Raw genomic sequence first — 15,179 nt, forward strand, 5'->3', positions numbered from 1 at the left:
TCGGGAGACCGCCGCACCAACGACACAATCGAAAGGAAATAATCATGACATGGGAACTGGCCGCGTCGACCCTCGGCGCACCGTACGACACAATGGACGAACTCGCCAAGACCTTCACGGCGACCGGCGTCAAGCAGATCGAGGTCGCCGTCGGCGACGAGATGAAGTTCACGATGGCCTCGAGCGACGACGAACTCAAGGCCATGCGCGACGAACTCGCCGAGAAGGCCGGCGTGACCATCTTCGGCGTCGATTCGCGCGTGCAGGTGTGCAACACCGACCGCGAGGACGACGAACTGGTCGCCAGCCTCGAACACTGCCTGCACATGGCGTCCGTGCTCGGCGCGAAATACGTGCGCGTCTTCCCGACCGCGCCGCTCGAGCCGAGCTGGGACCCGGACAGGCTCCCCGGCATGGTGCTGCCCAAGGGTATGAACCTCGCCGGCGTCTCCAAGCGCGGCGCCGAGATCATCGCCCGCGCCCTGCCGACCGCCGACAAGCTCGGCGTGCAGCCGCTCATCGAAACGCACGACAGCCACACCAACGGCGAGCGCAACGCGATCATCCACTACTATCTCGATAAGATCGCGCCGGGCAACCAGGCCGGTTCGATCTGGGATCTGGCCCACCCGTGGCGCGTCGGCGAGGCGCCGGCCACCACGTTCGAGTATCTGAAGCCGTATCTGGTCGGCGGCCGCGGCCTTGTGCAGATCAAGGACTGCGCGTTCCCGGGCGACCAGACCCCGGTGCTGCAGGGCACCGGCCGCGTGCCGCTGGCCGAATGCTGCAAGCTCCTGAAGGACGGCGGCTACACCGGCCCGCTGTCCCTCGAATGGGAGCGCCGCTGGTATCCGCAGGTCGAGCCGCTCGAGGAGGCCCTCGTCGCCGCCCGCAAGGCCATCGAGGCCCTGCCCGCCGAATCCCAGCTGTGATCCGCAGCTGATCCGGTATGTACGGCCGATCCCGCGCGCGACGCAACGGATCGGCCATCATCCGCCGATCCATCAGGCCGTAACTCAACAAGACAACGAGTCCGTCATTGGGTTACGGCCTTTTTCCGTCCCCGAAACGGCCGTAACTCAATGACGAGAATGACGAGGCATCGATCGTACATGAATTCGTCATGTTGCGAAAAATGTCGAAACGAGCCTGTTGAAAATGGTTAAAAATGTAAAAAACAAGCATATGAAATTATGAAAAATGCGAAAAACCGGGTAGTCAAATTGTAGAAAAATGCAATCCATCGTAGTATGTACATGGGGCCCATACGATACGCAGGTGGAAGGCATCTGATACATGGCATTGAAACGCAAGGCATACGAACGCTTCGAGTCTTGGAAGCGGGACAAGTCGAAGCAGGCGTTGCTGGTCACGGGCGCTCGTCAGATCGGCAAGACGTATCTGGTGCGCGAATTCATGCAGGCGCATTACCGTAGCCGAGTTGAGATCAATCTTGCCGATGACAGTGCGGCACGCTCGTCGTTCGCCGCAGCGACGGATGCAGACGATCTGATGCTTCGTATTTCCGTGGCCGCCAGTATTTCGCTGGTGCCTCACGAGACGGCCATATTCCTTGATGAGATTCAGGAATGCCCGAACGTGATGGAGTATATCAAATTACTGATAGACAAGGGCGAGTACGACTTCATTCTGTCCGGCTCGCTGCTCGGGGTGAAACCGGAAGGCGTGGACGCGTTGCCTGGGGGATATCTCACGCAGGTTGAGATGTTCCCGCTGGATTTCGAGGAGTTCTGCTGGGCCAACGGTCTGCCGGAAGAAGCATGGCGGATGGCACGCAAGGCATTCGCCGATCGCACGCCGGTGGCGGATTTCATTCATGAACGGTTGCTGAAGCTGTTCCACCGCTATTTACTGGTCGGCGGCATGCCCGATGCGGTCAACGCGTTCCTGAAGAACGGCACCATCGATCAGGTGCGCGTGTCTCAGTCCGAAATCATCCGCGTATACAAACGGGACATCGCCAAATATGCGCCCAAGGAGAACCGGCTGGTCATCCAGAACATCTACGACCTTGTTCCCGGCGAACTGACCGGCACCAGCAAACGGTTCAAGTTCAGCTCGATCGAGAACGTCAAGCGGTTCGATCAGGTGACGGACGAATTCCTATGGCTGATCAATGCGGACGTGGCGATCGCCACGTATAATGCGACGGAACCAAGGCATCCGTTGCTCATCTCGAAGAACGACAGCCGGTTCAAGCTGTTCTATTCCGATGTCGGACTGCTGACCGGTACGTTCATCAAGCGCGCATCCATCGATCTGCTTGACGGCAAAACCAACATGAATGTCGGCGGCGTGTATGAGAACGCGGTGGCGCAGGAACTCAACTCGCATGGATTCGTCACGTACTACTGTGCCAGCAAACGTATGGGAGAACTTGATTTCGTAACCGAAACAGCCGCGGGGCGCGTGCTGGTATTCGAGATCAAATCCGGATCGTCATATCGGACCCATGCGTCGCTCGACCATGCGCTGGATTCGCCGAACTGCGGCATAGACGAGGCATACGTGCTGGCGGAAACGAACGTTGAGATCGTAGGACGGGTGACATACCTGCCGATCTATATGGTCGCCATGTTCGACGTCGATGATTGAACATCGGCCGGCAGCAGGTCGTAGGGCATCTGCTTCTTGACCCAGTAGAAGATGAGCAGCGCGAGCGTGAACAGGCCGGCCCGCGGAATCAGACGCATGAAGATCACGATCACGAACACCGCCGTGCGTGCCGCATAGAACAGCACGCGCCGCCAGCCGGAGCGCGGCCTTGTCTCGCAGGTCATGTGCGTGAACCCGCCGCCGAGCGTACGCCCGCCGCGCATCCACGGCACCAGCAGTTCGAAGACAAGCAACGCGACCAGCGTCACCACATCGGAGAACGTGACGTCGTTGCCGAACACATGACCGACGACCGGAATCGACTGCCACGTCGCGATATCGCGCACCACGACCATGTCGTACAGCACCGTGACGAGCATGGTCGTCGGCATCGCCACGGCCGTGATCACCGTCAGATCGATCACGTACGTGATGCAGCGGCGCAGGAATCCGGGCTGCGTCACCGTCGTCAGATCGTTTGCACGCGGCGGCACGAGCCGGTCGAACAGCCGCGCGGCGGCGTAGCCGAGCAGCGCGCCCAGCGTGTTCGTGATCAGATCGTCCACGTCGAACAGCCGGTACGAGCACGGGTAGAAGCCGAGGAAACCGGTCAACTGCAACGTCTCGATCATCAGGCTCGTCGCGAATCCGAACGGCAGCGCCACGGCGAGAGGCCAGCGGAAGACGCGTCCCATGATGAAGCCTAGCGGCAGGAAGAACACGACGTTCAACGCGAGCTGCATGATCGCGGCCAGGCCGTCGGTGCGGATGTCGCCGATGAACTGCAACGGGTTGAACTGCGGGGTGAGATGATGCGCGGCGCAGTAGGCGACCGGGTTCTCGGGCATCGGGTAGAGCGTGAAGCACAGCAGGCCGATCGCATACAGCACCGTGCCGTACGCGACGAGCGTCTGCGAGAATCGGATGCGGTTGTAGCGGTGATACAGCAGCGCCAGCACCGGCACCGTGAGCGCGGCCGACACGAACGGCCACAAGACGACTGCCAGCATGAACGGCCGGCTGAAATATGCGATGTATCCCATCGAAGGTCCCTTCGTCTCTTCTGACTCTCATGTGTGCCGCCACACACCGCTGCGGCGTAGGTTGCCGTGTGACCGAACCGGTGTGTGGCGTCTCTATTACAGAGTAGACGGACTGCCGCGTGGATGTGGTCATGCGGAAGGATGAACGACAACGGCATGCCAATGAGACGGTCATACCACAGCAGGAGATTGAGATACATCGAGATGTACTGCGGAACCGTCAGCGTAGATGTCGTGCCAAGTCTCGTTTGGCGTAGATGACTCTGGCGACGGTGACGGTAGCGGCTGCCTCGTCGACCCAGTAGAACACCGCGTGATTGCCGACCATGACGCGTCGGTATTCGTGCCGAAGTGGCCGTATCGGAATATATAGGGGATGAGAGTACGGGAAGTCGGCAGGTCCCTCGATTGCCGCATTCAGGTTAACGGCCAATGTTTCCGCTGCATGCGGGCTTTCCAATTCGCGCATGATATAGGAAACGGCCTCGTTCATATCGGAGACGGCTTTCGGTAGGATCTCCACCCTATACACGCATGGCTCCGTCGATCGCGGCTCGCATGGATGCCATCGCTTCCTTGGGACTAAACCGCTTGCCGGTGGTTTCGGCTTCGCGCTCGCCTTCCAGCAGCATGTCATATATCCGGCTGTCGAGCTGCAGGTTTTCGTATGCTTCCATGCTGAGCACTACCATGTCGCCGAAACCGTTCTTGGTGAGGAAAACAGGTTCACCTGTCTCGTGCACGATGCGGGATATGTCCGCAAAATTGTTGCGTAGATCCGACACGGGACGGATCATCTGATCGGCCATAAGGATCACCTCCGTCTATTCATTTAGCATAATCGTGCTAAATGGACGAGGGGCTGCGCTCGATCCGCCCCGACGAACGCCCAGCCGTACTGCTCGACGGCTGCGAAACCTACGCCGACCCCGACATCATCGTCAATGGAGCGCGGCAATAGACGTCCGCGCCAGCCGACCGGCCCCGCTTCACGGCGGGGCCTTTCTTGTTTCCGCATTTCGTGTCGCAATGCGTGTCGTACCGGTTCGAGGCGTTCTGTACAATGGATTGACCCAGACGACACCGGCTGTTCGCGCGGCCGGCGGCGGTCTGGCGTCATCATGGACAACGGGAAAGGGGCGGACGACATGACTGACAACGACACCATCAACAATCGCGCGGGCGATCGGACACCGCAGAAACCATCGGCATCGCAGTCGAAAACGGCGGTCGCGCTCGCCATCGGTCTGGTCACCTCGCTGTTCTTCGTGTGGGGCCTGACCATGAACCTCGTCAACGCGCTCAACACGCCGATCGGCAACTACATGCAGCTCAACAGCGCCCAGACGTCGCTGCTGCAGGTGGCCTACTACAGCGCGTACTTCGTCATGGCGATCCCCGCCGGACTCATCGCGCGTCGCTTCGGCTACAAGGGCGGCATCATCTGCGGCCTCGCCCTGTTCGTGATCGGCTCGCTCATCGTCGCGCCCGCCACCGGCACGTCCAGCTACGTGCTGTTCCTGCTGGCCATGTTCGTCATCGCGCTCGGCGCGGCCTCGCTCGAGGCGAACTGCAACCCGTACATCACCAAGCTCGGCGACGAGAAGGGCGAATCGTTCCGCCTGAACCTCGCGCAGAGCTTCAACGGCATCGGCACCGTCGCCGGCCCGCTCATCCTCGGCCAGATCCTGTCCGACACCGTCGCGCCCGGCAAGCCGGGATTCGACGAGGCGAAGACGAAGTTCCTCTCCGACACGCGCGGCATCTACCTGACGATCGGCATCGCGCTCGCGGTGCTGCTCATCATCTTCGTGGCCGTCAAGCTGCCGACCCCGCCCGGCGACGACGATGACGCCGCCTCGGATGCGTCCGCCAAGCAGGGCAGCGGTTCGTTCGCCAACCTGCTGCGCCGGCCGTACTTCCTGCTCGGCGTGTTCGCGCAGTTCGTGTTCCTCGGCATCCAGACCGGCGGCATGGCCATGTTCTCCGCCTACGCGCTCAAGCATTGGGGCGAGGGCACCACGACGGGATTCGCCACCACGTTGCTGTCGGTGATGGCGCTGCTGTTCACGCTCGGCCGGTTCCTGACCACGCCGCTCATGACCCGCTTCGACCCGGCCAAGATCCTCGGCTGGTACATGCTGATCGGCGCGGCGCTTATGGTCGTCGTCTTCCTCGGTCTCGGCCGCGTGTCCGTGATCGCGCTGCTCGTCTCGTTCCTGTTCGTCTCGATCGGCTATCCGACGATCTTCTCGCTGACCCTGCGCGGTGCGACCGGTGCGGCGGCGAAGACCGGTTCGTCGATCGTGGTGATGAGCATCGTCGGCGGCGCGGTGATCATGTTCATCCTCGGTGTCATCCAGGATGCGGCCGGCATCGAGATGGCGATGCTTGCGATGGTTCCGCTGTTCCTGTACGACGCGTGGTACGCGTTCTTCGGTTCGCGCATCGGCCGCGACTGACGGCTGCGCGTGCATGACGAAACGGGGTGGGTCCGCTGGTGCGAACCCACCCCGTTTCGTCATGTTGGGAAAGTCTTGAAAAGATAGAGTGGACGCCGTTGTCCGTTTATTCAGTTGTTGTTCGGTTATGCTGTATTGAGTTATGCATATGGATCGTCGTTTCGTGAGCCGATGGGGGCTCGCGACTCAGCGGGCGATCTTCTCGTCGTTGGCGGCGTTGATGATGTCGTTGAGCACCTTGCTGCTGGCCGGAGCGGACTTGGCCATCGCGCTCATGCCGTACAGAGCCAGACCGCGCATCATGGAATCCTTGAGAGACATAATATTTCCTTTCGTTGGTGCGTAAATCGTTTGACGTACGCAGTTACTTATGTTTGGCTTCATTTCTGAAACCGGTTTCATAATAGCGTGAATCGACGACCATGGCAAGTGCTGCGGTTCGACTTCGGCGTTTCGCAATGATTACAATGGTTTTCGGCAATGCCGACAGACTAACGTGATCAAAGACGGAAGGGCGACAGCGAATGGCGAAAAGCGCGGGACACAGCAAGCCGGTCATCAAGGACGTCGCCGCGCTGGCCGGCGTCTCCGCTCCCACCGTGTCGCGCTACCTCAACGGCACCGTCAACGTCGCCGAAGACAAGAGACGCCGCATTGCCGAGGCCATCAAACAGCTCGGCTATGAACCGAGCGCCGTCGCCCGAGCCTTGTCGAATCAGGAGATGGACACGGTGGCGGTGTTCGCGGCCAATCCCGACGCATTCTCCACGTCGGCCACGAACCACGGCGCGGAGGCCGCGGCCCGCAAACGTCGGTTTCTGCTCAATATCGTCTCGCTTGACGAGCAGGACATGGGGTCGGTCGCCGCGCGCGTGCGCATGGGGCTGACGGTGCGCCCGGCCGGCGTGATCGTCTACGAATACGATCGTTCGGGAATTGAGGCTCTGAAGCATATCCCGAAGGATCTGCCGCTGGTCGTCGTCGGCGGGGGGTTCGGCGACGGCGACTACCAGATCATCAACGCCGAACGTGACGGCGGGCGTTGGATGACGATGCATCTGCTCGATCTTGGCCATCGCAGCGTGCAATATGTGGGGCAGGTCGAGGAGGAGAGCGGCAATTCGCGTGCCGACGGCTGGCGCGATGCGCTTGAGGAGCGCGGCCTTACGGTCCCGGAGCCGGTCGTGGTAGCGGACGGCGACCTGGACGCTGCGGTGCGCGCCGGGCGTGAGCTGGGTGGGCATGCCGACGTGACCGCGATCTTCGCCGGCGGCGACGAGACGGCGATCGCCGTGATCAAGGGTTTGCGCGAGGCCGGCCGCCGCGTGCCCGACGACGTGAGCGTCGTGGGCTTCGACAACCGCAGTTTCGCGCCGATGTGGGAGCCGGCGCTGACGAGCTACACGCAGAACTTCCATGAGATGGGGGAGCGGGCGTTCCGTCTGCTCTACGAGCAGATCCGTTCGCGCCGCGGCCGGGTCGCGTTGCCGCCATCGCGCGTCGAGGTGGTGCAGGGCAGGCCGTGTTTGCGCGATTCCGAGCGTGCCGTGCCGATGCGGTAGCTGGGGCCGCTGTGCGGCCTGAGCATGTCGATGACGTGCCAGCCGTCAGGTAAGCGGTTGCTGTTAGATAGCTCACTTATGTTATATAAGTTCATATAATCAAGTTTTATTTATGGTAAGCGCTTTCCAAACTGTGCTATAGTGACGATCGGTTGACATATCCGCGCCGATGCAATCGCGGTGGCTCCCTGTAATGGTCGATGGTCGGCGACGGACGCACACGTGTGGAAAAGGAACGAACATGCCATATATCGTCAAGCGGATCATCTGCTTTCTGGCCGGGCTTGCCGTCGAATCGTTCGGCATCGCGCTCATCACGAAAAGCGCGCTCGGCACCTCGCCGATCTCGAGCATCGCATGGGTGACGACGCTGCGCTTCCCGCAGATCAGCTTCGGCGTCACGACCTTCGTGGTCAACGTCGCGTTCCTCCTCATCGAGATCGCGCTGCTGCGCCGCGACTTCCACCCCGTCCAGTACTTGCAGCTGGCGGCCACGTTCTGGTTCGCGGCCACGCTCGACGTGAGCATGCGCCTGCTCGCGTGGTTCGTGCCGGATGCATGGTGGAGCCAGGGCGTCGGACTGCTGCTCGGCTGCGCGATCCTGGCGCTCGGCATCTGCATGGAGGTCGCGCCCGGACTCATCATGGTGCCCGGCGAAGGCGTCGTGAACGCGTTCGCGGTCGTGACCAAGGTGCGCTTCGGCACGGTCAAGGTCTGCTTCGACGTCTCGCTGGTCATCATCGCCGGCATCATGTCGCTCGTCTTCTTCGGCCGCATCGACGGCCTCGGTCTCGGCACGGTTGTCGCCGCGGTCATCACCGGCCAGATCGTCAACCTGATCAACCGCCACTGCCGGTTCGTGCCGGCCAAGGAGCCTGTGGAGGTCTGCGGCCCTGTTGTAGGCGAGCGGTCCTGACCTGGCTTGTTGTCGTGGCGGCTTGCGTGGGTGGGGCGGTTCCCGGGATTGACGGATTATATCCCGGGAACTGCAAACCGCACAATAATGCACATTGGTCAGATGCGAATCATTGAAATTCCGGGCGGTGACATGTTCATATGCACATGGGCCGGTTCCCGGGATTGTTTCCGCACAATCCCGGGAACCGGACGCTGAGGTAACCTTCTCATGCAAGACATGGCAACGCGCTGGAAAGCGTTTTCAGTCGGCATATAATCAGGCAGGCAGGCTTTTGGAATCTTGTCGGTCTGAGGAAACGTCGTCAAAGGAGCAGGATATGACGCAGGAGTCATTGCAGTCGTCGGACATTGCCGGAACGCAGCGGGAAAGCAGGCCGTTCGTCGTGTTCTCATTCCGCCCGGCCGATCTGATCGGCAAAATCATGGGGGCCGACGCGTGGCGTGAGCTCGATCTCGTCGCCGACTACGACCGTGACGAGACCGGCGAGCCGGTCGTCGTGACGGACTTCCGCGACCCCGCGAACGCCGAACGCATCGCCAAAGCCGACTACATCATCACCGGATGGGGCGGCGAACAGCTGATCGACGAGGCGGTGCTCGCCGCGATGCCGGACCTCAAGGGCATCTTCGCGGCCAGCGGCGCCGCGGCCCGCATCTTCACCGACGACGTGGCCAAACAGGCCGCCAAGGCGCGCGGCATCGAACTGTCGAACTCCGGATATCTCAACGGGCTGCCCGTCGCCGAATACTGCTTCGCGAACATCCTGCTTGCCAACAAGCAGTTCTTCCGCGCCGAACGCATGTACCACGAACAGCGCGGCTGGGGAGCTTGGGTGGACGTGCAAAGCGTGTTCGCGAACGTCGGCAACTACGAGAAGACCGTCGGCCTAGTCTGCGCGTCGTCGCGCATCGGCCGCCGACTTATGACCATGCTGCAGATGACCCGCCTCGACGTGCTCGCCTACGCGATCGACATGTCCGCCGACGAAACCGCATCGTACGGCGCCACCAAGGCCGACCTCGACACGGTGCTCGCACAGTCCGACATCGTCTCGCTGCACGCGCCCGACATCCCGCCGCTGCGCGGCATGATCGGCGCCCGCGAACTCGGCCTGATGAAGGACGGCGCGACGCTGCTCAACTCGGCGCGTGGCCGCGTGATCGACCACGATGCGCTGATCGCCGAACTCAAGACCGGCCGCATCAACGCGATCCTCGACGTGACTTGGCCCGAGCCGCTGCCGAGCGACTCGCCGCTGTGGGATATGCCGAACGTGATCCTCACCCCGCACATCGCCGGGTCGACCGGTTCGGAGCTGCATGCGATGGGTCTCAATGTGGCCGAGGAGGTCGCCCGCGCGGCCGCCGGCAAACCGCTCAAGTACCGCGAGGAATACTGACTCGCGGTTCGCCGATGACGATGACCCGCCGGTGTGGGAACAGTCGTCGCCATCATATGTTCGTCCGAGTGGTGGTTTTCTCTCGCTGACGGTACCGTCAGCGAGAGAAAACCACCACCTTTTTGTGCCGCCGACGTCGGGCGTGAACTGGCTCGCGGTGGTCGGCTTGACGCGGACGGACTGGTGTGTTGCAACGACACGTTGGCGCTCGGCGTGATCCGAGGTCTTGCCGATGAAGGCGTGCGTGTGCCCGACGACGTGAAGGATCTCGCGTCCACCGGCCTGCTTGCACGATGCCTCCCGCATTTCACCCGATCGTTTGGTGTAGGGTTTTGTTATGCATGGGTTTTTCAGGAAACTTGCGGCCTTGTCCGTAGCGGTGCTGTGCTGTTCCGGTTGCGGTGCGACCGTCGTCGGCGGCGACGGCGGTGCGGCTCCTTCGGCCGAGGCGAATGGAAGCGTCACAGTGGACGAAGGGTCCGCGCCGTCGGGAACCCAACTGACGTATATGGGATATACGGATACGGTCACGTTGACCGATTCGTATGTCGCGACGCTGAAGGACGACGCGGCATGGACGCACGCCGATTTCATTCGTGAAGTCATCGCCGACCGCAGGATCACGGCGGACGAAATGAACGAGGCTGAACGTCGCTCGATCGACTGCTATGCGCAATACGGGCTCAAGGTCGGTGTCGACTACTGGTTCGGAGATAACGGAGGAGGGTTGGTGGAGAAGGAAAACGACCGGTATACGCAGGATCAGCGAGCCGATATCAGCACGACATGCGGCCTGGATACGGGATATGAAAGCATCAAGGAAGTGTATTACCAGGCGGTACGCAACCCCGACGACGTCGACTTGGAACCATACCGATTCCAGTGCTATCAAGAGCAAGGTCTGCTGGATGCCGGATATACCTACGACGAATTCGAACGGCTGGTGGACAATGGCACCAGTCCGCTGTCCGATTACGACTCGTTGGACGAGGCCAGTCCGACCAAGCGGCAGTTTGACCAATGCGTCAACGATCCGCTCCATCATATCGCGCATTCGCCGTTGACCGGCAGATGAGACCGATGTTCCGGTTGAGGAAGCATGTCGTCGGCGACGGTGAACACGACGGGAACGATGATTCTGACAGACGGCCGCGTGCCAGCAGGAAACGGATGCCGGGCCGCCAGATGACCGCGCTTCTGGCCGTCTCCTGCATTTTGTTTGGCGCAGGGACCGCGTCGATCATCGTCGCCCCGCATACGCCACGATCATTGTCCGTCGCCGACCCAAATGCCTCGATCGCCATCGAACGCAGAACGACGGACGACGCCCGCTCGATTACCATCGACGCCGAGGAGATTGCCATGCCGCCGGTCACCGCACCGCGATCCGGCATGGTCACCGCATCGTCATGCGAGCCGGGAGCCGTGCTCTCATCAGGCACATCGCTGGTATCCATCGACGGGCGAGGCGTATTGATGCTGGCCGCCAAACAACCGTTCTGGCGCGACCTACCGGTGGGTGCCCGCGGTGAGGACGCGGCATCACTGAACGATGCGCTGACGGCAATACGAGCCGGAACGCTTTCCGGCGATACGATCACGAACGACACCATCGAGGCATTCAAAACCGCGTCCGCCGACGTCGGCAATCCGCTGCCCGATGACTATACGACAATCCGCACTACGGACATGACATGGCTGCCTGCCGACACGGTGAGCGTGGCGACATGTCCCGCCGTGCTCGGCCAGGAACTACAGCAAGGCGAGCCGATCGCCGTATTGCCCGCCGTCGCCGGATCGGCCAAGGCGGAAAGCCTGCCATCGGGCGTCGCCTCGGGCAAACGCGTGGTATTGGCTGGTGACGAACGGCTCGACATCAGTGACACGGGAGAGATCTCCGACCTCACGGCGTTTTCTCGTTCCCTGCCGTTTCTGTCAAGCGGTTCTCAGAACGGGGTACGCAAGATCAGCGTGCAATGGGCGTTGCGTACACCGGTGGAAGTGGGCGTGGTGCCGGCCTCGGCCATCGGCACGGCTTCCGGCAGCGACAACCAGGCGTGCGTGGTGATCGATGGCCGTGCACTACCGGTGCGCGTCGTCGGCTCGATGCTTGGTCGGTCCTATATCCAGACCGTGGATGGCACCGTGCCGGACGGCGAAGTACGGCTTACGCCCAACGTCGGGGGATGCTCATGACTGAGGATGCGGAGCCGTGCGTCGTGCTGAGCGAAGTGGGCTATGCGTATGATCCGGGACGGTTCCTGTTCCGACATGTGAACGCCGAGCTGGATGCCGGACGCGTGCATGCGCTGGTAGGACCATCCGGATGCGGCAAGAGCACGATGTTGGCCCTGCTTGCCGGATGGCTGACGCCGGTGGAGGGGAAGGTGGAACAACGTGGAATCCGTTCGTTCAACTGGGTGCCGCAAAAACCGATCGGTGTGTCCCGACGCAGCGTGATCGACCATGTCGTGCTGCCGATGATGGTGCATGGACTGCCGCGCAGTACCGCAGAAGACCATGCGTGGGTCATACTGCGGCGCTTTGGCCTGGCGCAGATTGCGAGACACGATTACGGAAGCCTGTCCGGCGGCGAGGCGCAGCGGCTGATGCTGGCGCGAGCCGTGGCCACATCCTGCGACATGCTGCTGGTGGACGAACCCACCGCGTCCCTCGACCGTGCCAGCGCGCGCACGGTGATCTCCTGCATTCGGGAGCTGTCGGCGCTCGGATGCGTCGCGGTCGTCGCCACACATGACGGCGAACTGCGATCCGCCTGCGACGATGTACTCGATTTAGGGGCATTGGAATGAACGACGCAGACAATCGGAATCATCGGATGTCCCGTAGATCTGCGGAACATCGCAACCGACCGTGGCTTTGGCCACTGTCCGAAGCGTCGCGAGACCTTCACTGTTCGGTCGGCAATCCGCTGTTGTGGTTCGTGGCCACGGTCATCATCCTGTTGCTATGCTGCGGATTCGATGCGCTCAACGTGCGGCAGCTGCTCGATGGGTCCGCAGCATACCGTCGTGCGGGAGGCGACATCATGATCGTCAACGCTCCGGAACGCATCGACGGTGTGGCATGCGGCAACCTGACATCCATTTCCGGCGTCCAAGGTGCGATGGCGATACGCGTCACGGAGCCGGTCACCGTTTTGGCATTGCCTGATGCACCCTATGTCGCTTACGAAACATCCGCCGATCCCGCGCCGATCCTCGACGTTGAGGGGAGTCGTGGCCTGATCGTCGCGCGTGGCATCGCCGACCGGCTCGGCCTTGGAGTCGGCGACGAACTGCATATGCGCAATGGCGGCGGCATGACCGTGACTGGCGTCTATGACTGGCCGAATGACGGACGTCAGCCGCAGTATGCAAACGTGATGTTCGTCGATGCGCCGGCGAACGAACGCAGTGGCGTGTTCGACAGTTGCTGGGTGCGCGCGTGGCCGATGACCGCTTCGATACGCGACGCGCTGTACGCCGCGGTCGCCGATGGCGGAGAGGATGCGCTGGGCATCGCAGACGTGACCTTGCCCACGAACCTCAATCCTCTGTTGTCGTCCACGCCGCCGGGTTCCGAGGACTATACCGGGCGGCCGAGTCGATTCGCGCCGCTGATCGCGTTGATCGTGTTCGCCGCGATCGGTGCGGTATGCGTGCGCACGAGACTGGTCGAACTGGCGATGGAACGGCACTTCGGCGCCGGTGTGGCGCAGATCGCCTTGCACGTCGCGGCCACGGTGTCGGGATGGATGCTGCCCGCGTGCTTGAGCGTCGGCGGACTGCTGGCGATGGTGCTCGCTCCGTCGGCCTCCGGAACGAGCGACGCGTTGACGATCTGGTGCGATGTGGCGCTGCGAGGCATGATCGCCGCCTATTGCGGCGTGATATTGGGCGTCATCGCCGCGGCGTCGATGATTCGCGTCGATTCGCTGCCTCGTCTGGTGCGCGAGACATGACATGACGGATACGCTGTGATGCCGTTGATGACTGTTTGCCGGTGAGCTGCCGTGGTATGCGTGCAGTTGCCGCGGTGTCCGTTACGATAGCGCGCTGGAAGTAGAGGCGCGGGGAATGAACCGGTAGGGGATCGATTCATGCGTGGCCGGGGGAGCGGGCTCGCCTTTGGCACGCGCCTCGATCGCGGCGACCATGCGGCGCATGACCATGCGTGCCATTTCGGGAACGTCCATCTCCACCGTGCTCAACGCCGGCACCGCGTACTCGGCCATCGGAATGCCGTCGAAACCGGTGACCTTCGCCATCTCGGGCACCGATATGCAGGTCTCCGCCAGTGCGCCGAGCGCACCCAGCGCGATCACGTCTGACAGGCAGATGACGCCGACGCATCGACCAGCATCCATATCGTCCTTCCAGACAGCATCATCGATCATGCGCAAGGCGGCCTCGTGTCCGCCGGCCAGCGTCCACTCGCAGGGCACGCGCCGGATGTCCGAGAGCACCACGCCATGACCGCGCAGCGTTTCCTCGACGGCCGCCATGCGCCGCACGCCGAATCCCTTGCCGGTCTCATGCACCGGCGACTGGCCGGACGGCCGCTGCGCGCCGAACACGCGAAACGAACGGCATCCCTGATTCCATAAATGTTCCACGGCTGCAGCCACGCCGTCCACGCACGCGGTGTCCATCGAATCGACGCGCGTGAACGACGCGCAGTCGCCGATGACCAACGCCGGCTTGCCCTGCACATGGCCGATCACCTGATCCTCGGTGATGTTCGGCGCATCGAGGATGATACCGTCATACACCAGCCCCGGATCGGGACGAATCGCGCGAATCTCCTCGCGTTCGGAGCTCGATGACTGACGCACCACGGCCTGATAACCATGCCGGACGGCCTCCTGCGTCAGGTATTTGGCGATGCGCGCATGGAACGGCACCTCGAAATCGTCGACCACGACCTGAATGATGCCACTGCGGCGGTTACGCAGCATCATGGCCGCCGCATTCGCCTGATAGCCCATATCGCGCGCCACCTGCCGGATGCGCTCGCGGTTCGCCTCGCTCACGTTCGGCTTGCCGCGCAACGCGTTGGACACGGTCATCTGCGAAAAGCCGGTCGCCTTGGCGATATCGGCCAAGGTGACCGGCGCGGATATGGCCGCCGGATCGACGTCGTGTTCGTACTGCTCGCTCATATCGTTCATAGTAA

The 15,179-nt window shown here is 62.1% G+C and carries 15 protein-coding genes and 1 pseudogene; 11 read left to right on the forward strand and 5 right to left on the reverse strand.

Annotated features, from left to right (window positions below; all coding sequences use genetic code 11):
• Positions 1-44 precede the first annotated feature (44 nt).
• A complete protein-coding gene (locus tag AC1A0G_RS01915) occupies positions 45-932 on the forward strand; it encodes a sugar phosphate isomerase/epimerase family protein (protein WP_476527071.1) in 888 nt (295 codons plus the stop codon).
• Positions 933-1,296: 364 nt separating this feature from the next.
• Positions 1,297-2,616: an ATP-binding protein gene (locus tag AC1A0G_RS01920; protein WP_476527073.1), complete on the forward strand. Its 1,320-nt coding sequence runs from the start codon at positions 1,297-1,299 to the stop codon at positions 2,614-2,616.
• On the opposite strand, the gene AC1A0G_RS01925 is transcribed toward AC1A0G_RS01920, so the two are convergent.
• The 3 genes from AC1A0G_RS01925 to AC1A0G_RS01935 all read right to left on the reverse strand — a co-directional run bounded on the left by AC1A0G_RS01925 (position 2,583) and on the right by AC1A0G_RS01935 (position 4,468).
• A complete protein-coding gene (locus AC1A0G_RS01925; protein WP_476527074.1) occupies positions 2,583-3,659 on the reverse strand; it encodes a VanZ family protein in 1,077 nt (358 codons plus the stop codon). The genes AC1A0G_RS01920 and AC1A0G_RS01925 overlap by 34 nt on opposite strands.
• 220 nt (positions 3,660-3,879) lie before the next feature.
• Entirely contained in the window at positions 3,880-4,296 is a 417-nt protein-coding gene (locus AC1A0G_RS01930) for a type II toxin-antitoxin system RelE/ParE family toxin (RefSeq protein WP_476527076.1), read from the reverse strand.
• Positions 4,184-4,468, reverse strand: coding sequence for a type II toxin-antitoxin system Phd/YefM family antitoxin (locus tag AC1A0G_RS01935; protein WP_219068777.1), 285 nt, complete (start codon positions 4,466-4,468; stop codon positions 4,184-4,186). Before AC1A0G_RS01935 ends, AC1A0G_RS01930 begins: the two co-directional genes overlap by 113 nt.
• Positions 4,469-4,825: 357 nt before the next feature.
• Here AC1A0G_RS01935 and AC1A0G_RS01940 point away from each other — a divergent pair, with 357 nt between their 5' ends.
• A complete protein-coding gene (locus tag AC1A0G_RS01940; RefSeq protein WP_476527129.1) occupies positions 4,826-6,121 on the forward strand; it encodes an MFS transporter in 1,296 nt (431 codons plus the stop codon).
• Between the two features lie 186 nt (positions 6,122-6,307).
• On the opposite strand, the gene AC1A0G_RS01945 is transcribed toward AC1A0G_RS01940, so the two are convergent.
• Positions 6,308-6,442, reverse strand: coding sequence for a hypothetical protein (locus AC1A0G_RS01945; protein ID WP_476527079.1), 135 nt, complete (start codon positions 6,440-6,442; stop codon positions 6,308-6,310).
• A gap of 203 nt (positions 6,443-6,645) precedes the next feature.
• Between AC1A0G_RS01945 and AC1A0G_RS01950 the strand changes: the two genes are divergently transcribed.
• The 8 genes and pseudogenes from AC1A0G_RS01950 to AC1A0G_RS01985 all read left to right on the forward strand — a co-directional run bounded on the left by AC1A0G_RS01950 (position 6,646) and on the right by AC1A0G_RS01985 (position 13,965).
• Complete coding sequence (locus tag AC1A0G_RS01950; RefSeq protein WP_476527080.1) at positions 6,646-7,683, forward strand: LacI family DNA-binding transcriptional regulator; 1,038 nt, start codon at positions 6,646-6,648, stop codon at positions 7,681-7,683.
• A gap of 241 nt (positions 7,684-7,924) precedes the next feature.
• A complete protein-coding gene (locus AC1A0G_RS01955) occupies positions 7,925-8,599 on the forward strand; it encodes a YczE/YyaS/YitT family protein (RefSeq protein WP_476527082.1) in 675 nt (224 codons plus the stop codon).
• Between the two features lie 319 nt (positions 8,600-8,918).
• Positions 8,919-10,001: a hydroxyacid dehydrogenase gene (locus AC1A0G_RS01960; RefSeq protein ID WP_476527084.1), complete on the forward strand. Its 1,083-nt coding sequence runs from the start codon at positions 8,919-8,921 to the stop codon at positions 9,999-10,001.
• A gap of 183 nt (positions 10,002-10,184) precedes the next feature.
• Positions 10,185-10,301, forward strand: a pseudogene (locus AC1A0G_RS01965) (hypothetical protein); the annotation flags it as partial.
• Positions 10,302-10,368: 67 nt separating this feature from the next.
• Positions 10,369-11,076 carry a hypothetical protein gene (locus AC1A0G_RS01970; RefSeq protein WP_476527131.1) on the forward strand — a complete coding sequence of 236 codons (708 nt, stop codon included), beginning with the start codon at positions 10,369-10,371 and terminating at the stop codon, positions 11,074-11,076.
• A 194-nt stretch (positions 11,077-11,270) separates the two neighbouring features.
• Complete coding sequence (locus AC1A0G_RS01975; protein WP_476527085.1) at positions 11,271-12,197, forward strand: hypothetical protein; 927 nt, start codon at positions 11,271-11,273, stop codon at positions 12,195-12,197.
• A gap of 23 nt (positions 12,198-12,220) precedes the next feature.
• Positions 12,221-12,814, forward strand: coding sequence for an ATP-binding cassette domain-containing protein (locus tag AC1A0G_RS01980; RefSeq protein ID WP_476527086.1), 594 nt, complete (start codon positions 12,221-12,223; stop codon positions 12,812-12,814).
• A gap of 131 nt (positions 12,815-12,945) precedes the next feature.
• On the forward strand, positions 12,946-13,965 hold the full coding sequence (locus AC1A0G_RS01985; protein WP_476527088.1) for a hypothetical protein: 1,020 nt from the start codon (positions 12,946-12,948) through the stop codon (positions 13,963-13,965).
• An 81-nt stretch (positions 13,966-14,046) separates the two neighbouring features.
• Here AC1A0G_RS01985 and AC1A0G_RS01990 read toward each other — a convergent pair whose 3' ends face one another.
• A complete protein-coding gene (locus AC1A0G_RS01990) occupies positions 14,047-15,174 on the reverse strand; it encodes a LacI family DNA-binding transcriptional regulator (RefSeq protein ID WP_476527090.1) in 1,128 nt (375 codons plus the stop codon).
• Between the last annotated feature and the right edge of the window lie 5 nt (positions 15,175-15,179).

It is taken from the genome of Bifidobacterium sp. LH_230 (genome assembly GCF_056357555.1).